This window comes from Streptomyces sp. NPDC002845 (assembly GCF_053591955.1).
On the sequence record NZ_JBSFUU010000038.1, the window covers coordinates 1 to 24,133 of the forward strand.

General features: G+C 68.9%; 14 protein-coding genes and 2 pseudogenes. 7 read left to right on the plus strand and 9 right to left on the minus strand.

Features of this window, described 5'->3' with window-relative positions; translation table 11 throughout:
• Window positions 1-61: 61 nt before the first annotated feature.
• Entirely contained in the window at window positions 62-5,479 is a 5,418-nt protein-coding gene (gene pulA / locus ACWD3C_RS26230; protein ID WP_451147947.1) for a pullulanase-type alpha-1,6-glucosidase, read from the minus strand.
• Between the two features lie 189 nt (window positions 5,480-5,668).
• Between pulA and ACWD3C_RS26235 the strand changes: the two genes are divergently transcribed.
• On the plus strand, window positions 5,669-7,726 hold the full coding sequence (locus ACWD3C_RS26235; protein ID WP_451147949.1) for a carbohydrate-binding module family 20 domain-containing protein: 2,058 nt from the start codon (window positions 5,669-5,671) through the stop codon (window positions 7,724-7,726).
• Between the two features lie 61 nt (window positions 7,727-7,787).
• On the opposite strand, the gene ACWD3C_RS26240 is transcribed toward ACWD3C_RS26235, so the two are convergent.
• Both ACWD3C_RS26240 and ACWD3C_RS26245 read right to left on the minus strand, forming a co-directional pair.
• Window positions 7,788-8,369, minus strand: a complete 582-nt coding sequence (locus ACWD3C_RS26240; RefSeq protein ID WP_451147951.1) for an HD domain-containing protein — start codon at window positions 8,367-8,369, stop codon at window positions 7,788-7,790.
• A 13-nt stretch (window positions 8,370-8,382) separates the two neighbouring features.
• Window positions 8,383-9,498, minus strand: a complete 1,116-nt coding sequence (locus ACWD3C_RS26245) for a helix-turn-helix domain-containing protein (RefSeq protein ID WP_451147953.1) — start codon at window positions 9,496-9,498, stop codon at window positions 8,383-8,385.
• Here ACWD3C_RS26245 and ACWD3C_RS26250 point away from each other — a divergent pair.
• Window positions 9,453-10,106 carry a hypothetical protein gene (locus ACWD3C_RS26250; protein ID WP_451148097.1) on the plus strand — a complete coding sequence of 218 codons (654 nt, stop codon included), beginning with the start codon at window positions 9,453-9,455 and terminating at the stop codon, window positions 10,104-10,106. The genes ACWD3C_RS26245 and ACWD3C_RS26250 overlap by 46 nt on opposite strands.
• On the opposite strand, the gene hemC is transcribed toward ACWD3C_RS26250, so the two are convergent.
• From hemC to ACWD3C_RS26275, 5 genes are all read right to left on the minus strand, one after another.
• Entirely contained in the window at window positions 10,096-11,052 is a 957-nt protein-coding gene (gene hemC / locus ACWD3C_RS26255; protein ID WP_451147955.1) for a hydroxymethylbilane synthase, read from the minus strand. The genes ACWD3C_RS26250 and hemC overlap by 11 nt on opposite strands.
• Window positions 11,053-11,215: 163 nt before the next feature.
• Window positions 11,216-12,907: a glycoside hydrolase family 13 protein gene (locus tag ACWD3C_RS26260; RefSeq protein WP_451147957.1), complete on the minus strand. Its 1,692-nt coding sequence runs from the start codon at window positions 12,905-12,907 to the stop codon at window positions 11,216-11,218.
• A gap of 188 nt (window positions 12,908-13,095) precedes the next feature.
• Complete coding sequence (locus ACWD3C_RS26265; RefSeq protein WP_451147959.1) at window positions 13,096-14,004, minus strand: sugar ABC transporter permease; 909 nt, start codon at window positions 14,002-14,004, stop codon at window positions 13,096-13,098.
• A 13-nt stretch (window positions 14,005-14,017) separates the two neighbouring features.
• Window positions 14,018-15,040 (minus strand): carbohydrate ABC transporter permease, encoded by a 1,023-nt coding sequence (locus ACWD3C_RS26270; protein ID WP_451147961.1) that lies wholly within the window; start codon window positions 15,038-15,040, stop codon window positions 14,018-14,020.
• A gap of 170 nt (window positions 15,041-15,210) precedes the next feature.
• A complete protein-coding gene (locus ACWD3C_RS26275; protein WP_451147963.1) occupies window positions 15,211-16,482 on the minus strand; it encodes an extracellular solute-binding protein in 1,272 nt (423 codons plus the stop codon).
• A gap of 475 nt (window positions 16,483-16,957) precedes the next feature.
• Here ACWD3C_RS26275 and ACWD3C_RS26280 point away from each other — a divergent pair, with 475 nt between their 5' ends.
• The 3 genes and pseudogenes from ACWD3C_RS26280 to ACWD3C_RS26290 form a co-directional block, all read left to right on the plus strand.
• The gene (locus ACWD3C_RS26280; protein WP_451147965.1) at window positions 16,958-17,992 is read left to right on the plus strand and encodes a LacI family DNA-binding transcriptional regulator; all 1,035 of its coding nucleotides are present in this window, start codon (window positions 16,958-16,960) and stop codon (window positions 17,990-17,992) included.
• 189 nt (window positions 17,993-18,181) lie between these two features.
• The gene (locus ACWD3C_RS26285; protein ID WP_451147967.1) at window positions 18,182-19,069 is read left to right on the plus strand and encodes a phosphatase PAP2 family protein; all 888 of its coding nucleotides are present in this window, start codon (window positions 18,182-18,184) and stop codon (window positions 19,067-19,069) included.
• A pseudogene (locus ACWD3C_RS26290) lies at window positions 19,032-19,212 on the plus strand (cobyrinate a,c-diamide synthase); the annotation flags it as partial. The gene ACWD3C_RS26285 and the pseudogene ACWD3C_RS26290, both read left to right, overlap by 38 nt.
• A 233-nt stretch (window positions 19,213-19,445) precedes the next feature.
• Here ACWD3C_RS26290 and ACWD3C_RS26295 read toward each other — a convergent pair.
• On the minus strand, window positions 19,446-22,475 hold the full coding sequence (locus ACWD3C_RS26295; RefSeq protein ID WP_451147969.1) for a bifunctional [glutamine synthetase] adenylyltransferase/[glutamine synthetase]-adenylyl-L-tyrosine phosphorylase: 3,030 nt from the start codon (window positions 22,473-22,475) through the stop codon (window positions 19,446-19,448).
• A 626-nt stretch (window positions 22,476-23,101) separates the two neighbouring features.
• Here ACWD3C_RS26295 and ACWD3C_RS26300 point away from each other — a divergent pair.
• Window positions 23,102-23,613 (plus strand): annotated as a pseudogene (locus tag ACWD3C_RS26300) (pyridoxamine 5'-phosphate oxidase family protein).
• A 34-nt stretch (window positions 23,614-23,647) separates the two neighbouring features.
• Entirely contained in the window at window positions 23,648-24,097 is a 450-nt protein-coding gene (locus ACWD3C_RS26305; protein WP_451147971.1) for a VOC family protein, read from the plus strand.
• The last annotated feature ends 36 nt before the right edge of the window (window positions 24,098-24,133 follow it).

Here is a 24,133-nt window from a genome sequence, read left to right on the forward strand (position 1 = left end):
TTCGTTGCGGCCCCGCGCCCCTTACGGGGCGCGGGGCCGCATCGGACTTCGCCAAGGCCGCTTAGCGCTCTTGCCGAACGGAGCGTGAGAAGACGGCAACGGTTCGCCCCGGAACGGCGAACGTGCCGGATTCCGCCTCGTACGACGAGGACTTGACGGTGGAGTCCGCCCCTTCGGCCTGCACCGGATGCAGGCCGTACGCCGTCCCGGCCGCCTCCGCGACCCGCTGCTCCTGCCGCTCGGGCGTCGCGTTGAAGACGACGACCAGGTCACCGAGGCGCATGGTGATCACACCGGGTGTCTCGTCCGCGCCGGACAGCGGGAAGGACAGCCTCGACCGCACCTGCTCGGCCGTGTCGAGGGAGAAGACGCTCTCCGTCGTACGGATCCTCAGCAGGTCCCGGTACGCGGCCGACGCGCCCTCGATCTGCTCGCAGCCCACCGCGACGGACGTCAACAGGGGCTTGGCGTAAGGCCACTTGGACTCGTTGTCGGCCGCCATCGGCAGCCCCCGCCCGAAGCCGTTGCCGTCCGCGCAGTCCCAGTGGACGGCATTGAACCAGTCACCGCTGTCGTACGAGTTGCGGTCGAGGGACTTGGAGCGCAGCAGGTCGGTGCCCGCCTGGGAGAGGGCCGGACCCTGGGAGAGGGCGGCCGTCGCCATGGCGAGGACCTGCATACGGGCCCGGTCGCCGGGGCTCACCGAAGCGGGCAGCTTGTAGGCGAGCGCGTCGAACAGCGACTCGTTGTCGTGCGCGTCGACGTAGGCGAGGGCGTCACCGGGGGCGTCCGCGTATCCGGCGGGCGAGCCGTTGTAGTCGACCTCGGAGCCCTGGACCCGCCTGCCACTGGTGTCGGTGAAGGTGAAGGTCCTGAGGTTGCCGCTCAGTCCGACCTTGATCAGGTCCTGGTAGTGCAGCAGCCGGGCCTTCTGCTCGGCCGAAGTGCCGTTGCCGCCCGAGGAGTTGGGCTCGGTGTAGAGGCCGGACGCGAAGCCCTGGACGCCCGGGTCGTCGTCGAAGGGGCCGCCACCGCGTACGGCGTCACGGGCGCGGTCGGAGAACGTCGCGATGCCCGTGCCCGCCATGTGCCGCTGCGTGGCCTGCGTGAAGCGGGCGTCGTCGGCGACCTCGCCGAAGTTCCAGCCCTCGCCGTACAGGATGATCTTCTTGCCGTCGACGCCGTCCTTGTCGAGGGTCAGTGCGTCGAGGGCCTTGCGTACGGCGAGCATATTGGCCTTCGGATGGTGGCCCATCAGGTCGAAGCGGAAGCCGTCGACCTTGTACTCCCTGGCCCAGGTGACCACCGAGTCCACCACCAGCTTGCCCATCATGGCGTTCTCGGGGGCAGTGTTGGCGCAGCAGGTGGAGGTGGCGATGCTGCCGTCGGCGAGGAGACGGTGGTAGTAGCCGGGGACGATCTTGTCGAGGACCGACGTCTCCGCCTGACCGCCGGCGGCGGTGTGGTTGTAGACCACGTCCATCACGACCCTGAGGCCGTCCTCGTTCAGCGACCTGACCATCTCGCGGAACTCGACCGTGCGCCGCGTACCGTCCGGATCGGTCGCGTACGACCCCTCCGGGACCGTGTAGTGGTACGGGTCGTAGCCCCAGTTGTACGCGTCCTTCGCGGCCACCTTCGCCACGCACTCCTGCTGCCGGTCGGAGTCGGCCGGGTAGGAGGCCAGGTCGCAGTCGACGGTCGCCTGGTCCGCCTTCTTCTCGGGGATGGTCGCGATGTCGAAGGCGGGCAGCAGGTGCACGTACGAGGTGCCCGCCTCGGCGAGCTTCTTCAGGTGGCGGGAGCCGTCGCTGTTCTTGTCGGTGAAGGCGAGGTAGGTCCCCGGGTGCTCGGCCGTCCGGTCGGCGATGGAGAAGTCCCGGATGTGCAGCTCCTGGATCTGCGCGTCCTTCAGCGGCACCGCCTTGGGCTTGGCCAGGGTCGACCAGCCCTTCGGGGCAAGGGACTTGTCGGCGAGGTCGACGACGAGGCTGCGCTCGGAGTCGGCGGTCAGGGCCACCGAGTACGGGTCGGTGACCTCGTTGGTGACGACCTTCCGGACGCTCGGCGCCCACACCTCGACGACGTAGCGGTACGGCTTGTTCTTCCAGGACTTCCTGCCGGTGACGGACCAGACGCCGGTGGTGTCGTCCCGCTTCATCCGCACGGTCCTGCCGTCGAGGTCGAGGGCCACGGAGTGCGCCGTGGGCGCCCAGACGGCCAGCGTGGGGCGGCCCTTGCGGAACGTCGGCCCGAGGTCCGCCTTCGTCGCGCCGTACAGATCGTCCAGTACGCCGGCGATCTGCACGCCCGTCGCCGCCAGTACCGCGCCGTTCGCGGCCCGCCCGGAGGCGATGACCTGACCGCGCAGGGCCTCACGGACCCGGTCGCGGTCGCGCGGGTCGACGGACCAGGCGGTGTAGGAGGCCAGGTGCGGGAACCTGTCCTTCTGGGCGTCGGTGAGGGTGGTCCTGGTCAGGCGGAGCCACTTCGCGTCACCGCTGAGTGTGCCGTCCTTGACCACGATCGAACCGTCGCGCGAGTACAGCAACTGGGTGGAGGCGGCGTTGTCGTTGCCGTTCCAGGCCACCGTGTCCCGGTCGAGCCAGACCGCCTCGGCGGTGGTCAGGTCCAGGGCGGCGGCGCTGCCCTCGGGCTGCGGGAGCAGGTACTTTTCCTGACCGTTCAAGAGCCACACCTCATAGCCGTTGGTTCTGAGGTCCAACGACTGGTCGGCGGAGAGGTCCTTCTCGTCACTCTTGTGGATGATGTAGCTGAGGCTGGTGGCACCCTCGCTGAGCGGCACCTCGAAGACCGCGCCATAGGCGTCGGTCTCCACCGGCTCCAGGGGCTTCGACCAGTCCGTGGGGTTCGCGGCGCCGGTCCAGACGTGCAGGCCCCAGCCGTCGTAGTCGCCGTCGGCGCGGTGATAGTGGACGACGGCCTTGGTCTTGTCCTGCGCGGGGTAATCAACCGAGGGCCGCTCGGTGAGGACCGTCTCCTCACCCTGCTCGATCCACACCTCACCGGTCTTGGTGACGTCGATCGAGCGGTCGGCGGAGACGTCCTTGTTGCCCTCCTTGTCGATGACGAGGAAGCCCACGTTCGAGGCGCCGGGCCTGAGCTTGACGTAGGCGAAGGCGCCATACGCGTCGCGGCCGATGAAGGGGTGGCTGTCGGGCCAGTCCGTTGCCTCGCCGTCGGCGAGGTCGCCCCAGGCGTAGAGGCCCCAGTCGGTGTAGTCGCCGTCCGCGCGCTTGTAGTGGACGATCGCGTAGTCGCGCGAGGAGGCCGTGGGGGTCTCCTCGGCGGGCGGGGTGCCGGTGGTGGACTCGGCGGTCGCGCTCGCCGTACGGCCGGCCGAGTCGATCACAACGGCCTTGTAGCGCAGGGCGGTTCCGGCGGGGAGGTCGTCGGCGAGGGTCTGCGTGACCTTGTACGGGGCGTGGTCGGCGGAGCCGAGCGTCTTCCACTTGCCGTTGCCGGTCCGGGCGGCGAAGACGACCCGGTTGAGCTGCCCGCCGTCGACGTCGGCGCTGAGCTCGACCGTGCCGGTGGCGCCCGCGTCCGGGGCGTTCAGGGTCAGGGTCGGCCTGGTGGCGGGCTTGTCCAGCTTGCCCGCCGCCTTGAGGACGACCGACGAACCGGCCGGGACGGTGACGGTGACCTTGCGGTCGGAAGCGCTCTTGACCGTGGCGTCGGTGCCGTAGATCCCCCGGAAGGTCATGCCGGCCGAGCCCGTCGGGAAGGTCGCCGTCCTCGCCTCGTCGGCGTTGTTGAAGGCGACGACGTACTCGGTGCCGGACTTGGCGTCCGTGCGGGAGACGGCGTAGACACCGGCGCCGTCGGCCGCGTACCGCTCGGTCTGGACGCCGTCGGCGAGGGCGGGGTGGGCCTTGCGGAGCTCGGCGAGAGCACTGATCTGCCTGTAGAGCGGTGCTCTCGTGTCGTACGCGTCCTCGGCGTGGGTGCGGTCGGTGCCGAGCTGGTCGTCGTCCAGGTAGTCCGCCGTGGCGGACGCGAACATCGTCTGCCGGGCGTCCTTGTCGCCGCCCGCGCCGGTGAAGCCCTGCTCGTCGCCGTAGTAGATCACCGGGTTGCCGCGGCTGAGGAACATCAGCTCGTTGGCGAGCCCGGCCTTCTTCACCAGCTCGGCATCGGAGGCCTGACCGTTGTCCTGCTTCAGGAAGGCCCCGATACGGCCCATGTCGTGGTTGCCGAGGAAGGTGACCTGCTCGTACGCGTTGGCCCTGCCGGTCGTATACCGGTAGTCGTCACCGAAGACCGAGGACAGCCTCCGCGCGCTGCCGCCCTGGGAGGCGTACGCGCGGGCCGCGTCCTGGAAGGGGAAGTCGAGCGTGGAGTCGAGGCGGCCCTGGGTGACGTACGGCGAAGTGACCGCCGTGTCGGCGGAGTAGACCTCGCCGAACATGAAGAAGTCGTCCCGGCCCTTCTTGGCCGCGTACGCGTCGAGCGCGGTGGCCCACTGGGTCCAGAACTCCATGTCGACGTGCTTCACGGTGTCGATCCGGAAGCCGTCGATGTCGAAGTCCCTGACCCACCTCTTGTAGATCCTCTCCATGCCCTCCACGACCTCGGGACGCTCGGTCCACAGGTCGTCCAGCCCCACGAAGTCGCCGTACGTGGCGGACTCGCCGGCCCAGGTGGAGTCGCCCCGGTTGTGGTAGAGGGTGGGGTCGTTGAGCCAGGAGGGGATCTTGACGTCCTTCTTCTCGTCCGCGACCACAGGCGTACGGGGGAAGGACCTGGCGTCGACGGCGGGGAAGCCCTCGGAGCCGTCCGCGTAGTCGGCGTCGTCGAAGGGTTCGCCGTCCTTGGTCAGGTAGGGGAAGGCGCCCTTGGAGAGGTAGTCGTACGACTTCTCCTCATAGTCGACGACGTCGGCGGTGTGGTTGGTGATGACGTCGAAGAAGACCTTCATGCCCTTGGCGTGCGCCTTGGATATGAGGGTCTGGAGGTCCTTGTTGATGCCGAAGTGCGGGTCGACCTGGGTGAAGTCGGTGATCCAGTAACCGTGGTAGCCGGCGGAGGCGTCGTCACCGGTTCCCTGCACGGGCTGGTTCTTGAAGATCGGGGCCAGCCAGAGGGCGGTGGTGCCGAGGCCCTTGATGTAGTCGAGCTTCCGGGTCAGGCCCTTGAGGTCGCCGCCCTGGTAGAAGCCCTTGTCGGTGGGGTCGTACCCGGTGGTGAGGCGTGAACCGGTCAGGCCGCCCTTGTCGTTGCCGGTGTCGCCGTTGGCGAAACGGTCCGGCAGGACGAAGTAGAACTGCTCGCGGGTCAGGTCGTGCCGGGCGGGCTCAGCGGCGAGCTTCGCGTCCGACGGCGGCGAGGGCGGGGTGTCCGCGTGCGCGGCGATGGGCTGGACGAGGGCTGCGGCGAGCGCGGCGGCGGTGACGGCCGCGACCCGCCCGGCATGGGCGGTGCGGCGCGTCCGGGGCGCGGGCCATCTCGATATCACAGGCGTGGGCTCCTTGCGATTACGGCTCAGTGGGTCCGACCCCGCGTGACCGTATCGCTGACGAAAGGTTTACAGCAAGAGGCTTGAAACTCACGGCAAGAACTTTCAGCAGCAACCTTGACGTGCCCTTCTCAACCGCCCCACTCTCACAACGTGTTGAACCCTTGACCCCACATCTCGGAGCCGCAGATGACCAGACACCGACCCCCGGGTGTCTTGCGCCGCGCCGCAAGCGCCGCAACCGCTGGTGCCCTCGCGCTGGCCGGGGCGACAGCCCTCCCCGCCTCCCCCGCCCAGGCCGACGAGACCACCTCCGGCGATGTGATCGCCAACCTGTGGGAGTACAACTGGAACTCGGTCGCCGCCGAGTGCACCGACGCACTCGGCCCGAACGGCTACGGGGCGGTCTGGGTCGCCCCGCCCGCCGAGTCACTCAAACAGGCCAACTACGCCTGGTGGGACGTATACCAGCCGTACTCGTACGAACTCAGCGGCCGCTTCGGGACGGCGGCCCAGTTCGCGAACATGATCAACGCCTGCCACGGCGCGGGGGTGAAGGTCTACACCGACGCGGTGATCAACCACACCGCCGCCCAGACCGGCACCGGCTACAACGGCACGACGATCACCAACAAGTACGACACCCCGAACTGGGACCCGGGCGATTACCACACCTCGGCGGAGTGCCACGACGACGACCTGATCATCGACGACTGGAACAACCTCACCGAAATCCAGAACTGCGAACTCCTCGGCCTCCCCGACCTCAAGACCGAAGCGGAGAACGTCCGCTCGGGCCTCGCCGCCCACCTCAACCAGCAGATCGCCCTCGGCGTGGACGGCTTCCGCATCGACGCCGCCAAGCACATGCCGGTCGCCGACCTCAACGCCATCCGGGCCAAGCTCGACAACACGGCCTCGGGTGCGGAGCCGTACATCTTCCAGGAGGTGTTCCCCGGCCCGACCCCGCCCGCGAGCGACTACTACGCCTCCGGTGACGTCCTCGACTTCGCCTACGCCGACCGGATGAAGTCGGCCTTCCAGGGCAACATCTCCGACCTCTCCTCCCTGCCCTCCTCAGGCATCCTCACCCCCGCCAACTCGGTCTCCTTCGTGAGCAACCACGACACCGAGCGCGACGGCCGGCACCTGAGCTACAAGGACGGCGCCACCTACAAGCTCGCCAACATCTTCCAGCTCGCCTACAAGTGGTCCACCCCGACGGTCTACTCCGGCTTCGAGTTCTCCTCCTCCGACCAGGCCCCACCGAACTCGAACGGCTTCGTCACCGACACGGACTGCGCCGGCGGCTGGTACTGCCTCCAACGCGACACCGCCATCACGGGCATGGTGAAGTGGCACAACGCGGTCGGCTCTGAGCCAGTCTCCAACTGGTCGACCAAGTCGTCGAACGTGATCGGCTTCGGGCGCGGTACGGCGGGCTACATCGCCATCAACAACGGCTCGTCGGCGGCGACGTACACCTTCGCGACCGGGATGGCCGACGGCACGTACGCGAACGTGACCGACAACGGCGCCACGACGGTCACGGTCTCGGGCGGCAACGCCACGCTGACTCTTCCGGCGAAGAGCGCGATCGCCTTCTACGACGGTGAGTTCGAGCCGTGCACGACATGCGAGGACGAGGACGACTCCACGTCGACGGTGACGGCGACCTTCAACGAGTACGCGTCCACGACGTCGGGCCAGGACGTGTACGTGGTCGGCTCGATCGCGGCGTTGGGCGGCTGGAACACGTCGAAGGCGGTCAAGCTGTCGTCGACGGGGTATCCGGTCTGGTCGGGTGAGGTCAGTGTCCCGGTCAACACGTCGTTCGAGTACAAGTACGTGAAGAAGGACGCCTCCGGGAACGTCACCTGGGAGTCCAACGCCAACAGGTCGGCCTCCACGACCACTTCCGCCATCAGCTTCAACAACTCCTGGAACGTGGCCAACGCCACCGACGTGACCTTCAACGTCAACGCGACCACCGACCTGGGCACCAACGTCTACGTCGTCGGCTCCATCCCCTCCCTCGGCTCGTGGAACACCGCCGACGCGATCCCGCTGTCGTCGGCGTCGTACCCGACATGGAGCAAGCCGGTGATCGTTCCGCAGGGCACGACCTTCGAGTTCAAGTACATCAAGAAGGACGGCTCAGGGGACGTGAGGTGGGAGTCGGGCACGAACCGTTCGTACACGACGGGCAGTTCGACCGGCTACACCACGAACGGCACCTGGCAGTAGCCGACAGGTCCGCCATGCGCTCGGCCGGGGGCTCCCGGCCGAGCGCATGGCGGCGCCGACGTCAGCTCTTCGTCTCGCCCAGCGCGGCGCGCAACCAGTCCAGTGATCCGGTTTCCAGAACCGCGTCCGCAAGCTCGTTCGCGGTCTTGGTAGTGAGCCTCCGGCGACTGTTGTCGATCCACCGCTGGACGTCCGCGTAGCCCTGCGCCTTGTACTCGATGCCCTGGATCATGCACTCCAGCTTGTCGGCGTCCCGGGCACAGATCGCCTCCGGGGACTCCTTCGCCTCGTACTCCGCGACGAGTTCCCGTACGGCAGAGGCCAGCACCTCGGGCATACCAGCGACCTGGTCGGCCGTGACCGCCTGCGGGTCTGCCGCCGAAGCGTATTTCTTCCCCAGGTGGTTCACGTCGCCGGTGCGGGTCTCCTGCGAGTCGTGCCACACCGCGAGGAACGCGGCCCTCGCGGGGTCGGCTCCTTCGAGCTTCGCGATGACCGTGGCGATGAGGGCGGTGCGCCAGGAGTGCTCGGCCACCGATTCGGGGTCACGCACGCCGGCCATCCACCAGCCCGTGCGCTTGGTCTGCTTCAGCGTCCCCGCCTCGTACAGGAACCTCGCCACCTGGGACAGTTCGTCTGCCACCGTCGGACTCCTCTCACGCCTCGGCGAGGCGGATCGCGTATCGGATGCTCTCCAACTCCCGGCGACCACGTGCCGAGAGTTCTCGGTCATCCAACATCACGGGAAGTCGATCTCGCAGCGCACAGGCTGCCGCACCGGAACGCAGCAGGTTGGGACGGATCTGGAGAAGCGCCCACACACTGTGAACGTTGAGGTCGACATATCCATGGTGAGGTGCAACACCTCGAGCAAGGTGCATCAGGAGTCTGTCACCTGGCCATGGTCCAGGCGTCCGGGAGGCGATGAAGTCGTCGGAGAGCTCAAGGTGCGTTGGCTCGCCAATCCAGTACGCCCAGTAGTTGAGGTTCGCGGCTTCTCCGGCGTCATCCTCGGTGAGGTCCGTGTCGATGAAATAGCTCATGCGGTCGCGGTCGCCCTGCCGGGCCGCGACTGCCGCGACGGACCTGGAGTTGAGCCAGCGCGTCAGCCAATCCCCGGGCCTCTCGATGCTCTGCTGGTGAGCAAGCCACTCCGAAGTATCGGCCTGGTCGTCATATCCGCAGAGGTAGAGAGCCTGGCGGCGGAGGAGGAATTGCCCCTCGCCACGGGCCTGTTCGGCCGTCCGGCGCATCTGCGTGAAGAACCGGGTTCGGTCGGTTGACGACAGCTCGGGGCTGGAGGGTGCGGGGCCGCGGCGCGACCGGGGAGGCTCTGGCAGGTCACGCACAGGCTGCGGCGCCACGCCGTTGAGCGGCCATGCCAGCAGCTCGACCAGATCACGCTGCATCACCCACGCTCCGATCGGGCTGTCCTCAACCCCGGCTTCACCATCCAGTGCGCTCGCGAGGAGTACATCGGCCTCAAGCCCACGTTCGAGGGCCTGAAGGAGGGCGGGCGCGGTGCCCATCTCCATCAGCCGGTGTCGATGCACCAGCATCTGCCCGACGGGCACAGCAGTGAGAGGACGGCGGCCCGACTCCCAACCCGCGATCGTGTCCGAGGACACCTTCAGAACCTCGGCCGCTTCCTCCTGTGTGCGTCCCTGCTGCTCTCGTATGACCCGGAAGACATAGCCCGAGATGACACCCGCACGAGGGCGTCCGACTGGACCCTGACTGCCGGTCAGGGTTCGACGCGAACTCGACCGCATGGCTTCCCCATTCCCCACACTGCTATGTCACCGACCACGACGGGCGCGCGAACATTTCCGCCACGATCGACGTGACCGCCCGGCAGGCTGTCGCACACGCGGCAGCAGGAGCCGACATCGTGGGGCCTGCCTCCATGGTGCTCGGCACGACGAAGCGTGCCCGGAGCGCGTTGAACGAGACGGGGCACGAGAGCGTCTCGATCATGCCTCACGTCATCTTCTGGAGCACTCTCTATGACGGCTTCAGGCTCACCATGGGCGCCACTCCGAAGGCGGGCGTCAACCGCGAGTTCCAGATCAACCCCGGCAAGCCCGAGCAGTTCATCGACACCGCGCTTCAGCTCGTCGGCGACGGGGCCGACATGCTCCTGCTGGAGCCCGCGATGTTCAGCGCCGACGTTCTCACCGAGCTGAGGAAGCGCACTCTGGCACCGCTCTTCCCGTTTTCCGTCTCGGGCGAGTACACCACGCTCTCCACGGTGGACACCGCGACCGGCGAGCGAGACGTACGCAGGCTCGTGGAGCTCTTCACGATGCTGAAGCGCGCCGGAGCGGAGGCCAGCATCACGTATGCGGCGCTGGACATCGCCCGGTACCTCAACGGCTGATTGCGCTCCCGGCCCGAACCTCGTCAAGGATGGAGCGCGCGCCCTGGTCGGTCAGCTCCTCGGCCAGGGCCGCACCGAGCTTCTCCGGCTCACTGGACGCCCACGAAAGGGAACCCGACACCCGCCGAGCGCCATCGAGTGACGTGACCTGTGCGAAGAGCGACAGGGAACCATCCGGCCGGGTCTCCGCATACGCACCCACGGGCACGCTGCACCCGCCGTGCAACTCGGCAAGCAGGGCCCGCTCCGCCCGTACCTGGGCGTCAGCGGAGGCGTCTCCCACGGTGGAGAGAATTTCCTGAATCGCCGTGTTGTCCTCGCGTACCTGAACTCCCAATGCCCCCTGCCCCGGTGACGGCGGAAACAGGTCCAAGGGCAGCAGTTCACCAATTGCATCGTCCAAGCCCAGGCGACGAAGACCCGCAACAGCCAAAACCACAGCGTCGAGGCCCATGGCCTCGATCTTCTTGAGTCGGGGTGGGACGTTCCCCCTGATTGGAATCACTTCAAGGTCTGGGCGAACCGCCAGAAGCTGAGCAATTCGACGAGGCGCACCGGTCCCAACTCGCGCGCCCTTCCGCAGCCCGGCCAACGTGGAACCGCACAGGGCATCCCTCACATCCTCGCGGCCCGGTGGCGGCAACAACATGAGGCCGGGCGGGTTCGCAGTGGGCAGGTCTTTGAGGGAGTGGATGACAACGTCCACATCTCCCCGGACCAGCGCCGCTTCCTGCTCCGTGCTGAACGCACTCCCACCACTCACCGCCGAGACGTTGGACAGGAGCGACTTTCGGTCCTTGTCTCCGCCTTCAAGAATTACTTGGTGGTTAAAGGTGACTTCGGGAAGGCGATGACGGAGCGGGGCAAGATATTCCCGCACCTGCGCTTTGGCAAGGTTACTTGCCCGCGAGCCGACCAAATATGTTGCCACGGAGATCAACTCCATAGAGGTGATGAGCTGTCAAGCCATCGTACTCCGAGCCAAGTTGCGCTTATCCCGACGAATTGTCGGCGAAACGCCTATGGCTGGAAGCATTCCGTCTTCGAGGGGCTGCCACCCCGATTGGAGTGGCAGCCCCTCGAACGCTGGGGAAGGCTGTTGCGCGCCCTCAGGCCGTCGTCCACCACACCGTCGTGTCGGAGGGCACCTTCGCCTCGGTGGCCGTCGCGGTGACCTCGCCGTTGGCGAGCAGGACGCGGCCGTACGCCGGAACCGTGACGGTCGAGGCGGTGGTGTTCGCGACGCAGACGAACTCGCCGCGGCGGAAGGCGAGGACGCCGTCGGGGGCGTCCAGCCACTCGACGGAGTCGCCGGCGCCGAGGCCGGGCTGCTCGCGACGTACGGCCAGAGCGGAGCGGTACAGCTCCAGGGTGGAGTCGGGGGTGCCGGACTGGGCCTCGATGCTCAGGTCGGCCCATTCGGCGGGCTGCGGGAGCCAGCTGCCGCCGTTGCCGAAGCCGTACGACGTGCCCTCGCGGGTCCACGGGATGGGCACCCGGCAGCCGTCGCGGAAGCCGTCCTGGCCGGCGCCGCGGAAGTACGCGGGGTCCTGGCGGACCTCGTCCGGCAGGTCGACGACGTCGGGGAGGCCCAGCTCCTCGCCTTGGTAGATGTATGCGGAGCCGGGGAGGGCGAGCATGAGCAGGGTGGCCGCGCGGGCCCTTCGCAGACCGAGCCTGCGGTCGCCCGCCGAGCGGATCTGGGTGCCGAGGCCGGCCTCGTTGGCGAAGCGGGTGGCGTGGCGGGTGACGTCGTGGTTGGAGAGGACCCAGGTGGCGGGGGCGTTCGCCGGGCGCATCGCGTCCAGCGTGCGGTCGATGACCGTACGGAGTTCCGCCGCGTCCCAGTCGGTGCTCAGGTACTGGAAGTTGAAGGCCTGGTGGAGCTCGTCGGGGCGGACGTAGTTGGCGGTGCGCTCGATGGTCGGGGTCCAGGCCTCCGCTACGAAGATGCGTTCGCCCGCGTATTCGTCGAGCACCAGGCGCCACTGACGGTAGATCTCATGCACGCCGTCCTGGTCGAAGAACGGCATGACATCGTTGCCCAGCAGCTTCACCTGGTCGTGGGCTCCGAGGTCCGGGAGGCCATCAGCCTTCACCAGCCCGTGGGCGACGTCGATGCGGAAGCCGTCGACGCCCATGTCGAGCCAGAAGCGCAGGATCGAGCGGAACTCGTCGCCGACCGCCGGGTGTTCCCAGTTGAAGTCGGGCTGCTCGGGCGCGAAGAGGTGGAGGTACCACTCGCCGGGGGTGCCGTCGGGTTCCGTGACGCGGGTCCAGGCCGGGCCGCCGAAGATGGACTCCCAGTCGTTCGGGGGGAGTTCGCCGTTCGCGCCCTTGCCCGGGCGGAAGTGGTAGCGGTCGCGGAGGGAGGAGCCCGGTCCGTCGGCGAGGGCCCGCTTGAACCACTCGTGCTGGTCGGAGGAGTGGTTGGGGACCAGGTCGACGATGATGCGCAGGCCCAGCTCATGGGCGTCGCGGATCAGGGCGTCGGCGTCGAGCAGGTTGCCGAACATGGGGTCGACGGCGCGGTAGTCCGCCACGTCGTAGCCGGCGTCGGCCTGTGGCGAGGCGTAGAAGGGGCTGAGCCACACGGCGTCGACGCCGAGGTCGCGCAGGTACGGGAGTCGGGAGCGTACGCCCTCCAGGTCGCCCATGCCGTCGCCGTTGCTGTCGGCGAAGCTGCGGGGATAGACCTGGTAGATCACCGCGTCGCGCCACCAGTCGCGGTGGCCGGTGACGGTGGCGAGAGCCGCTGTCGAGGAGGGGGCCGGGGCCTGGTCGGCAGTGTGCTGGCTCATAACATCCTTGATGCGTAACGGAGTTCGGTCAATGGGAGTACTTCCCTGATCGCGCTCGGGCGAGGCCGGGAGCTCGGGGGGAGCGTACGTACGTCTGATGCAGGCGGCCGCGGTGGCTGCGGGGTCGGATTGACACCGCGGCCGCCAACCCACGCGGCAAGGCGCGCGGGAGCTTTGTCGATGGAACCTCAGCCCTTCGTGCCGCCCGCCGTCAGGCCGGTCACCAGGTTCTTCTGCACGAGGTAGAAGAACGCGGAGACGGGGATCGCGATCAGCACGGCGGTGGCCGCCATGTAGTGGCGCTGCGCGTCGTGCTCGCTGACGAAGCTCTGCAGACCGACCGCGAAGGTGTACTTCGTGTCGGACAGCATGAACGTCGAGGCGAAGGCGACCTCGCCGAACGCGGTGATGAAGCTGTAGAACGCGGCCACCGCCAGACCCGGCTTGGCGAGTGGCAGTATCAGCCGCGCGAACGTGCCGAAGGGGGTCAGCCCGTCGACGCGCCCGGCCTCGTCTATCTCGAACGGGATGGTGTCGAAGTAGCCCTTGAGCAGCCAGGCGCAGTACGGCACCGCCGTCGAGCAGTAGACGAGGACGAGGCCAAGGTAGCTGTCGATGAGCTGGAGTTCCGACAGGATCTGGTACATCGGCACGATGAGAACGGCTATCGGGAACATCTGGGTCACCAGCAGCACCCACATGAACTTCTTGTAGCCCGGAAAGCGCATCCGCGATACCGCGTAGCCGGTCGTCGCGGCGACGAGGACGCCGATGACCGTCGTACCGAGCGAGACGATCAGTGTGCTCGTCAGCCAGTCGAAGAACTTCGTCTCCTGGAGCACGAAGGCGTAGTTGGCGAACGTCATCTTCCCGAAGATGCCTCCGGGGTGGAGGTAGTCGTCCTTGTCCGGGCCGAGGGACAGATAGATCAGCCAGGCGATCGGGAAGAACGCGATGAGGCTCGCGACGGTCAGGATGCCGTGCGAGGCGAGCAGGGAGAACGGGCCGCTCTCGCCGCGGCGGCGCACCCTGCGCGGCGGGGTGTCGGCCGGGGTCTCGTCCGCCCTGGCGGGGGTCTTGACGGTCGTGGTGCTCATGGGGACTCCTGCCTCAGATCGCGAGCTGCTGCTCATTGCGGTTCAGCCAGCGGCGGTAGACGGAGGTGAAGACGATCAGGATGGAAAGGAGGAGCATGCCGTACGCCGCCGACTGCGCGAAGTCGCGCGGCTGCTGGCCGAAGCCCAGGAAGTACGCCCATGTCACAAGGATCTCCGCGTCGGGCGCGGTGTTGCCGAACAGCAGGAAGATGACGGCGAACTGGTTGAAGGTCCAGATGATGCCGAGCAGTACGACGGTGGAGCTGACGGACCTCAGACCGGGCAGAGTGACGTGCCGGAAGCGCTGCCAGGCGGTCGCGCCGTCCATTTCGGCGGCCTCGTAGAGGGAAGCGTCGATGGACTGGAGGCCGCCGAGCAGCGAGACCATCATGAACGGCACCCCGCACCAGGTGTTGACCATGATCGCGGCGAACCGCTGCCAGAAGGTGTCCTCCAGCCACAGCGGGGTCGGCAGGTGGAGTGCTTCGAGGCCGGAGTTGATGATGCCGGCGTCGGCGAGCATGAAGCGCCAGCCGAACACGGTGACGAAGGTGGGCACGGCCCACGGCAGGACGAGGATGAGCCGGTAGAAGGTGCGGCCGCGCAGCTTCTGGTTGAGCAGCAGGGCTAGGCCCAGGCCGATGGTGTAGTGCAGGCCTACACAGGCCGCCGTCCAGACGAACGTCCAGATGAACTTCGACCAGAAGCGGTCGTAGGCGGTCTCGCCCCAGAGGATGTCGGCGTAGTTGTCGAGGCCGATGAACTTGTAGGTGGCCTCGATGTGGTTGACGCCGATCGTGCGGGCCGTGTTGAGGCTGTTGGCGTCGGTGAGCGACAGGTAGAGGCCGTACGCCAGCGGATAGAGCACGAGTACGCCGAGCACGACGGCCACGGGGGTGATCATCGCGTACGCGTACCAGTACGTGCGGTACGACTGCCTCAAACGCGTGAGCGGTCCGCCGGGGCGTCGCGGGCCGGGGCGCGGTCCTCGCTCACCGCGGCGCTTGCCGGTCGCGCGGTCGATGGCGACTGTCATGGTTCGGCACCTTCTGGGGTTCAGACCTGCTGGGGGTTCAGACCTTAAGGGGACTCAGGCCTTCTGGAGGTTCAGGGAGCGGGCCGGTGGCCGGTGGCCTGGGGCGGCAGGCCGATGGCCGCCGGGTCCTTCCCCCCCCGTGTTCAGGAGGACCCGGCGGTCAGTCGGGGTCACTTGCTGAAGTCCGGGACCAGCTTGGCGATCGCGGTCTCCGCCTTGCTCAGGCCCTCGTCCAGCGACTGCTTTCCGCCGGCGATCTCGTTCAGCTCGGTGTCGAGCGGACCCCAGAGGGAGCTGTACTCGGGCAGTGCCGGGCGCGGCTGGGCGGCGGAGAGCACGCCCTGGTAGCCGGCGATGCCCGGGTCGGCCTTGACCTCGTCGGTGTAGGCGTCGTCACGGGTGGGGAGCGTGGAGTTCTTCAGGGCGATGGTCTCCTGGGCCTTCACCGAGGTCATGAAGTTCACGAACTTCAGCGCCGCCTCCTGGTGCGCCGCGTCGGAGCCCGCGTAGACGGAGAGGTTGTGGCCGCCGGTCGGGGCGCCCGCCTCACCGGAGGAGCCGGCCGGGACGGTGGCGATGCCGAGGTTGGCCTTGTCCTTGAACGCCGAGCCCTTGTAGAAGTTGGTGATCTCCCACGGGCCCTGGAGGATCGCGGCGACCTTGCCGCTGACGAACGCCTCCTGGATGTGGGCGTAGGCGTCGGCGGTGGTGTCGGCCTTGTGCAGGCCCTTGCCGTCGAAGAGGTCCAGCCAGGTGCCGTACGCCTTCTTCGCCTCGGCCGAGTCGACCGTGATCTTCTGGGCGTCGGCGTCGACCGTGTCGGTGCCCTCGCCGTAGAGGAAGGACTGCGCGTAGTACGCCTGGGTCGAGCCCCAGTAGCCGTCGACGCCGGTCTTGTCCTTGATGGTGGCGGCGGCCGACTTCAGGTCGTCCCAGGTCTTCGGGGCCTCGGTGATCCCGGCCTGAGCGAAGAGTTCCTTGTTGTAGACCAGCGCGAGGGTGTCCGTGGTGAACGGCACGCCGTACGTCTGGCCCTCGTACTGGGCCTGCTCGATCAGGCTGGGCTGGAACTTGTCCTGGTCCGCGAGGGCCTCGGTGCCGTCCAGCGGCAGGAAGAAGCCCTTCTTGGCGAAGGCGGGGGTCCAGCCGACCTCGGAGCGCAGCACGTCCGGGGCGCCCGAGGCGCCGGCCGCGGTGTCGAACTTGTTCTCCGCCTGGTCGAAGGGGACGTTGACGTACTTGACCTTGATGTCCTTGTTGGCGGCCTCGAACTCCTTGACCAAGGCCTGGTACGTCGGCGCCTCATTGGTGGCGTTGGAGGTGTCCCACCAGGTGATGGTGACCGGACCGTCGGCCGAGTCGCCGCTGTCACTTCCGCCGCAGGCCGTCGCCGCGAGGGCGAGGGACGCCACCAGCGCGGTGGCCGCTATGCCACGCCGCATGAGTTCTCCTTGAGGGTGAAAGCCCGTTGAAGCCGTTGAAGCCCGTCAGGGCAGGTCGCGGTCCCGTCCGCCGCACCTGTCGACTTGCCGGCCGCACCGTTGCCGCCGCCGGGCGACGTGAACGTAACAGCGATGTAAGCGCCACGAAAGAGCTTGCAGCAAAAAAATGCAAGAACCGATGACAGTTACGGGTCCGTGACCTCGGCTCCATCGCCCGAAAACCTGGCATTGAGGCCGCTCAGCGAGGGATGGGCGGAGGCGGGCGGGGCTGTGCAAGACTCTGCAAGCTCTTGCCACGGCTTGCGGATGCGGCAATCATCACCTCATCGGCGCCTTGCGGGGGCCGCCCCCACGCCCACGACCAGAATCACGAGGGACCGCGATGACGCAGCAGCCCGCACCGGGCTCCGGCCCCGCCCGCACCCGGCGCCGGGCCGGTGGGCAAGCGGACACCCGGCCGGTACAGTCCACCCCTGTGACCACACGGCTTGCCGACATCGCAGCCCAGGCGGGGGTCAGCGAGGCGACTGTCAGCCGCGTCCTGAACGGGAAGCCGGGCGTCGCCGCCACCACCCGCCAGTCCGTCCTGGCCGCCCTCGACGTGCTCGGCTACGAGCGGCCCGTACGGCTGCGACAGCGCAGCGAGGGTCTGGTGGGCCTGATAACGCCGGAGCTGGAGAACCCGATATTCCCGGCCCTGGCCCAGGTCATCGGCCAGGCTCTGACCCGGCAGGGCTACACCCCGGTCCTCGCCACCCAGACCCCCGGCGGATCGACGGAGGACGAGCTGACGGAGATGCTCGTCGACCGCGGGGTCGCCGGCATCATCTTCGTCTCCGGCCTGCACGCGGACACCTCCGCCGACATGCAGCGCTACGACCGGCTCCGCGCCCAGGGCGTGCCGTTCGTCCTCGTCGACGGCTTCTCCCCCAAGGTGCAGGCCCCCTTCATCTCCCCGGACGACCGCGCGGCCATGGCCCTCGCGGTGACTCACCTCGCCTCCCTCGGCCACAAGCGGATAGGGCTGGCGCTCGGCCCGAAGCGTTTCGTCCCCGTACAGCGCAAGATCGAGGGCTTCGTCCGTACGATGCAGGACCAGTTGGGCCTGACGGCCGCGGCCGTCGAGTCGGAGCTGATCCAGCATTCCCTGTACACCCTGGAGGGCGGCCAGGCCGCCGCCTCCGCGCTCATCGACCGCGGCTGCACGGCCGTGGTGTGCGCCAGCGACATGATGGCCCTTGGCGCGATACGGGCGGCCCGGCAGCGCGGCCTGGAGGTCCCCACGGACGTCTCCGTCGTGGGCTTCGACGACTCCCCCTTGATCGCCTTCACGGACCCGCCCCTCACCACGGTCCGCAAGCCGGTCCCGGCCATGGGCCAGGCGGCGGTCCGTACGCTCCTGGAGGAGATCGGCGGGACCCCGGCGCCCCACAGTGAGTTCGTGTTCATGCCGGAGCTGGTGGTACGGGGTTCAACGGCCTCGGCCCCTGGGGACCGGCCCCGTCCCTAGGAACGGGCCCCGTCCTCAGGAACCGGCTTCGTTCCCAGGATCCGGCCTCGTCCTTGAGGTGGAGAACGCACGGTTCGCACCAGTACGCACGCAGTAGGCCCACGACGCCGTCTACGACCGGGAACGTGCGCCGTCGACCCGACCGGAGGATGATCTGGATTAGGGCGTTTTCTGGCAGACTCTGTGCCTATGGGTGAGACGACCGTGACGACACTGGAAGGCCGCGAACAGGCTGTTTCTTCCCCCGTCGCGGACACGGCGGAGGGACCCGTCGCCCTACGTCGGCTGCGCGCCCCTCGCCGTCCCCGTTTCTGGTTCGAGATCCTGCTGATCGCGGTGAGTTACTGGACGTACTCAATGATCCGCAACGCGGTGCCGGAGCAGAGGTCCCAGGCGCTCCGCAACGCGGACTGGATCTGGCAGGCCGAGCGCCAGCTGGGGATCGCCGTCGAGGACGCGGTGAACCGTGCCGTGAACTCGGTGAACTGGCTTGTCGTGGGCATGAACTACTACTACGCCACCCTGCACTTCGTGATGACGCTCGGTGTCCTGGTCTGGCTCTACCGCAGCCATCCCGGCCGTTACGCGGCCGCCCGGCTCGCCCTCTTCGCGACAACAGCGGTGGCTCTGGTGGGCTACTACTTCTACCCGTTGGCCCCGCCCCGCCTGATGACGAACGAGAACTTCATCGACACGGTCGTCGTCCACCAGACCTGGGGTTCCATGGCCTCCGGTGACCTGAAGAACATGTCGAACCAGTACGCCGCCATGCCCTCCATGCACATCGGCTGGGCCCTGTGGTGCGGGCTGACGATCTGTGCCCTGGTGTCGGTGCCGTGGGTGCGGGTTCTGGCGTTGCTGTACCCGGCGGCCACGCTGGTCGTGATCGTCGCCACCGCCAACCACTTCTGGCTCGACGCCGTCGGTGGCCTGCTCTGCCTCGTCGTCGGGTTCCTGGCCGCCCGTGCCTGGTACGGGGCCCAGCCGTACGCGCTGCCGCGCCGGGTGCCCGGCGCCACGCGCGCCGTCACCGTCGGCGGGCCGCGTCCGCGAGTGCCCGCGAGCAAGCTGCGCTGATCTTGGCAACGGCTGCCTTGATTCGCCCCCGCCGCCCCTACCCGTCCCATCCCCGGGGCGCTGCCCCGGACCCCTGGGTGGGTGGGACGGTGTGGGTGGTTGATCGGCCTGAACGGCCTCGTCCTCAAGCGCCGGACGGGCTGGTTGTGCCTGGGGTGGGCTGGTAGGTGCTGCTGTGTGGGTGGTGAGTCGGCCTTGCGGCCTCGTCCTCAAACGCCGGACGGGTTGGAGGGGGTACGAGGCCCGCTTCCTGGCCTACCGAGTCGGGTGGTGGGTGGGCATAGGTCCGGGGGTCCAGGGGGCGGAGCCCCCTGGCGGGGTCCGGGGCGGAGCCCCGGCGAGCCCGCAGACGAACCTGCCCAAACCTCCGGAGGCGTCACGCTCCGTAGAACAGGTCGTCCACCACAGCCCGAGCCCGCCGTGTGGTGCGCCGGTAGTCGTCGAGCATGTCGCCCACGTGGCCGGGGTCGTACCCCAGGTAGCGGCCCACGGCGGCGAGTTCGCGGCCGTCGGAGGGGAACGTGTCACCGGCGCGGCCCCGTACGAGCATGACGGCGTTGCGCACCCGGGTGGCCAGGACCCAGGCCTCGTCGAGGGTGGCCGCGTCCGCCGTCGAGATCAGCCCGGCGGCGCACGCGGCGGCCAGCGCCTCGCGCGTGCGGGTGGTGCGCAGCCCCGGCTCGGCCCACCCGTGCCGGAGCTGGAACAACTGCACGGTCCACTCCACGTCGGACAGCCCGCCCCGCCCGAGCTTGGTGTGCAGCGTCGGGTCGGCGCCGCGAGGCAACCTCTCCGACTCCATCCGTGCCTTCAGCCGCCGGATCTCGCGTACGGCGTCGTCGCCCAGCCCCTCCGCCGGGTACCGCAGCGGATCGATCAGCTCGATGAACCGGCGCCCCAGGTCCGGGTCACCCGCCACGGCCTCGGCCCGCAGCAGCGCCTGCGACTCCCACACCAGCGACCAGCGCCGGTAGTAGGCCTCGTACGACTTCAGCGTCCGTACGAGCGGCCCCGACTTGCCCTCGGGGCGGAGGTCCGCGTCGATCAGCAGCGGCGGGTCGGAGCTCGGGATCTGGAGCAGCCGCCGCATCTCGGAGACCACGGTGTTCGCGGCGCGCGCGGCCTCCTGCTCGTCCACGCCGTCGCGCGGCTCGTGCACGAACAGGACGTCGGCGTCGGAGCCGTAGCCCAGTTCGTGGCCGCCGAAGCGGCCCATGCCGATGATCGCGAACCGGGTGGGCAGCGTGTCCCCCCAGCCGTCGCGGACGACCGCCCGCAGGGTCCCGGCGAGGGTGGCGGCCGTCAGGTCCGACACCGCGCCGCCGACCAGGGCGACCAGGGCGCCCTGGTCGGGTTCGGCGGGCGAGGCCTCGGTGCCGTAGGACTGGACGATGTCGGTGGCGGCCGTACGGAACAATTCGCGCCGCCGGACCCCGCGCGCGGCGGTGACCGCCTGCGTGCCGCCCTCGGCGCGCCCGACGGCGGCGAGGATCTCCTGCTCCAGGTGGGCGCGTTCGCGGGGTTCGAGCCCGCCGCCACCGGCGCCGGCCCCGGCCCCGCCGCCCGCGCCGTCGCCGTCGCCGAGCAGCGCGACGGCTTCGGGGGCGCGCATCAGCAGGTCGGGGGCGAGGCGCCCGGCGGACAGTACGCGGGCCAGGTTCTGCGCGGCGGCGCCCTCGTCGCGCAACAGCCGCAGATACCAAGGGGTCCTGCCCAGCGCGTCCGACACCTTGCGGAAGTTGAGCAGTCCGGCGTCGGGGTCGGCCGAGTCGGCGAACCAGCCCAGCAGGACGGGCAGCAGGGTGCGTTGGATCGCGGCCTTGCGGGTGATCCCGGAGGCCAGCGCCTCCAGGTGGCGCAGGGCCGCCGCCGGGTCCGCGTAGCCGAGGGCGACGAGCCGTTCCCGGGCCGCGTCCGCGCTCAGCCTGGCCTCGCCGGGGGCGAGTTGGGCGACGGCGTCGAGGAGCGGGCGGTAGAAGAGCTTCTCGTGGAGACGTCGTACGACCGCCGCGTGCCGTTTCCACTCGCGGTTCAACTCGGTGACCGGCTCGGTGCGCAGGCCGAGCGAGCGGCCGATGCGGCGCTGGTCGGCGGCGCTCTCCGGGACGAGGTGGGTGCGGCGGAGGCGGTAGAGCTGGATGCGGTGCTCCATGGAGCGCAGGAAGCGGTACGCGTCGTCGAGCTGTACGGCGTCGGCGCGGCCCACGTAGCCGCCGGCGGCCAGCGCCTTGAGGGCGTCGAGGGTGGTGCCGCTGCGGAGGGAGGTGTCGGTGCGGCCGTGCACCAACTGGAGGAGCTGTACGGCGAATTCGACGTCCCTCAGGCCGCCCGGGCCGAGCTTGAGTTCGCGGTGGATCTCGGTGGTGGGGATGTTCTCGACGACCCTGCGCCGCATCTTCTGCACGTCGGCGACGAAGTTCTCGCGTTCGGCGGCCTTCCAGACGAGGGGTTCGAGCGCGGCGACGTAGTCCTCGCCGAGTTCGATGTCCCCGGCGACCGGGCGCGCCTTGAGGAGGGCCTGGAACTCCCAGGTCTTGGCCCAGCGTTGGTAGTAGGCGAGGTGGGAGGAGAGGGTGCGGACGAGCGGGCCGTTGCGGCCCTCGGGGCGGAGGTTCGCGTCCACCGGCCAGATGGTGCCCTCGACCGTCGTCTCGGAGCAGATCCTCATCATGTGGGAGGCGAGGCGGGTGGCGGCGCGCAGGGCCTTGCCCTCGTCGGCGCCGTTCCTGGGCTCGCCCACGAAGATCACGTCGACGTCGGAGACGTAGTTGAGTTCGTGACCGCCGCACTTGCCCATCGCGATTACCGCGAGTCGGCAGAGTGCCGCGTCGTCGGGCGCGGCGGCCCGGGCGATGGCGAGGGCGGCGCGGAGGGTGGCCGTGGCGAGGTCGGCGAGTTCGGCGGCGCTCTGGGCGACGTCGGTGGTGCCGCAGACGTCGCGGGCGGCGATGGAGAGCAGACAGCGGCGGTAGGCGACGCGGAGGGAGACGGGGTCGGCGGCCTCCGCGAGGCCGCGCTCGAACTCCTCCACCCCCGGGTGCAGGTCCTCCGGCTCGTACATGACGAGGGCCTGCCAGTCGCTGGGGTGCCGGTTGAGGTGGTCGCCGAGCGCGGCGGACGCCCCGAGTACGCCGAGCAGCCTGTCCCGCAACGGCTTCGCCGCCGTCAGCGTGTCCAGCAGCTCCTGGCGGGCCGTGTGGTCGGGCTGGACCTCCAGCAGCCGTACGAGGCCCAGCAGCGCGAGGTCGGGGTCGGCGGTGCCGCCCAGGGCGTCGAGCAGGACGGGGTCGGTGCGGACCGGGGCGAGCTCGGCGCTGTCGAGGAGTCGCTCGGCGGCCGAGGCGTCCGTGAAGCCGTGCCGCAGCAGTCGCGTGAAGGTGCTGCTCCTGCGCCCCGGCGCCGTCATCTTCGGCCTCCTGTCGGATCAAGGTCGTACGGGGTTGACTGTAACCCTGCCGGAACCCTGCCGGGTCGGGGGCGGGGGGTCTGCGGTTCGTTGTGGTTCGGGGGCGGGGTGGCTGCCGGCCGGGGGGTGGGGCGCGTGATGGCTCGGGGGGGGTGGAGGTGGGTGGTGGCGGGTGCGGGTGGTTTGGGGTTGCTCGCGCAGTTCCCCGCGCCCCTGTGGGGGTGGGCGGTTCGTTGTCGGGTGTGGGGGAGTGCGTGGTGCGTGGGTACGTTGTGGGTCGGGGGCGCGCCGGGGGGCTCCGTCCTCGGTCTGACGCGACTTGGGTGGGGTTCCAAGGGGCGGCTCTTGTAGTCGCGACATCCGCTGCGGGCGGACACCCCCCGACCCACCCCCTTCCCGCCGTACGCGGCCGACCCGCCGTGGGGGTACGGGGCACAGCCGCGCCCGTACGCGGTCGGCCTCCCGCCGTGGGCGTGCGGGACACAACCACGCCCGTACGCGGGTCGGCTCCGGTCCGTGGGGGTGCGGGGCATGGCCATGTCGGTACGGGGTTGGCCTGCCGCGATGAGTTTGGGGGGCGGTGGAGTCCGTACTTCGATGGGACTGGTGTGTGGAAAGGGGCTGCGATGTCTGAGGGGAAGCCGGAGGGGCGGCTCGATGAGCGGTACAGCGATGCGGCGGCCACGGCTACGGAGTGGTCGGAGGCTGAGGGGAGGTTGGTTGAGGCCGAGTTGTTCTGGATTTCTACTGTGCGGCCGGACGGACGGCCGCATGTGACGCCGTTGCCGGGGGTGTGGTTGGACGGGGCACTGCACTTCTGTACGGGGCCCGAGGAGCGGAAGGCGAAGAATCTCGCGGGAATCCGGAGGTTGTGCTGACGACGGGGACCAACACCTGGAACAAGGGATACGACCTGGTGGTGGAGGGTACGGCGGTGCGGGTGAGGGAGGAGGGCCGATTGCGGGAGCTGGCGGGGGCGTGGGAGGCGAAGTACGGGAGTTTCTGGCACTTCGAGGTGCGGGACGGGTATTTCCACCACGGTCCCGGGCGCGCCCTGGTCTTCGCGGTGGCGCCGCGCACGGTTTTCGGTTTCGGTAAGGGGGAGCCGTTCAGTCAGACCCGGTGGCGGTTCGGCTGACGCTCCCGATCAGAGGCGACCTGGAGGACCAGCAATGGAGTACACGCTCGAAGTGATCCCTCTGCCCGTCAGCGACATCGACCGGGCCCGCGACTTCTACCGGGACAAGGTCGGCTTCCATGTCGACATCGATCAGGAGGTCATGCCGGGGATGCGCATCGTCCAGCTGACGCCACCGGGGTCGGGGTGTTCGATCGCGCTGGGTGACCGGATATGGGAGCTGACGGACGGGCCGACGCCGGCCCCGGGGTCGTACCAGGGCCTTCAGATCGTCGTCGCCGACATCAAGACCGCCCGGGCCGAATTGGTCGAACGCGGGCTCGATGTCTCCGAGCCGGTGCAGTTCACGCCCGATGACGGGGCGACGTTCATGTACTTCAAGGACCCGGACGGCAACGGCTGGGCCATTCAGGAGTTCCGCGAGCGCGGTGCGAAACCCCTGTACCAGCTCCTGACCGAGTTGGCCGCCCGGCAGGAGTCGTAGGGGGTAGGAAGAATGGGGTAGGGGCGGTCACCCCGT

Coding starts and splice junctions, on each gene's coding strand:
- ACWD3C_RS26235 (WP_451147949.1), top strand. CDS start 5,669: ATGACCAGACACCGACCCCCGGGTGTCTTGCGCCGCGCCGCAAGCGCC.
- ACWD3C_RS26245 (WP_451147953.1), bottom strand. CDS start 9,498: ATGCGGTCGAGTTCGCGTCGAACCCTGACCGGCAGTCAGGGTCCAGTC.
- hemC (WP_451147955.1), bottom strand. CDS start 11,052: ATGGAGTTGATCTCCGTGGCAACATATTTGGTCGGCTCGCGGGCAAGT.
- ACWD3C_RS26260 (WP_451147957.1), bottom strand. CDS start 12,907: ATGAGCCAGCACACTGCCGACCAGGCCCCGGCCCCCTCCTCGACAGCG.
- ACWD3C_RS26265 (WP_451147959.1), bottom strand. CDS start 14,004: ATGAGCACCACGACCGTCAAGACCCCCGCCAGGGCGGACGAGACCCCG.
- ACWD3C_RS26270 (WP_451147961.1), bottom strand. CDS start 15,040: ATGACAGTCGCCATCGACCGCGCGACCGGCAAGCGCCGCGGTGAGCGA.
- ACWD3C_RS26275 (WP_451147963.1), bottom strand. CDS start 16,482: ATGCGGCGTGGCATAGCGGCCACCGCGCTGGTGGCGTCCCTCGCCCTC.
- ACWD3C_RS26285 (WP_451147967.1), top strand. CDS start 18,182: ATGGGTGAGACGACCGTGACGACACTGGAAGGCCGCGAACAGGCTGTT.
- ACWD3C_RS26295 (WP_451147969.1), bottom strand. CDS start 22,475: ATGACGGCGCCGGGGCGCAGGAGCAGCACCTTCACGCGACTGCTGCGG.
- ACWD3C_RS26305 (WP_451147971.1), top strand. CDS start 23,648: ATGGAGTACACGCTCGAAGTGATCCCTCTGCCCGTCAGCGACATCGAC.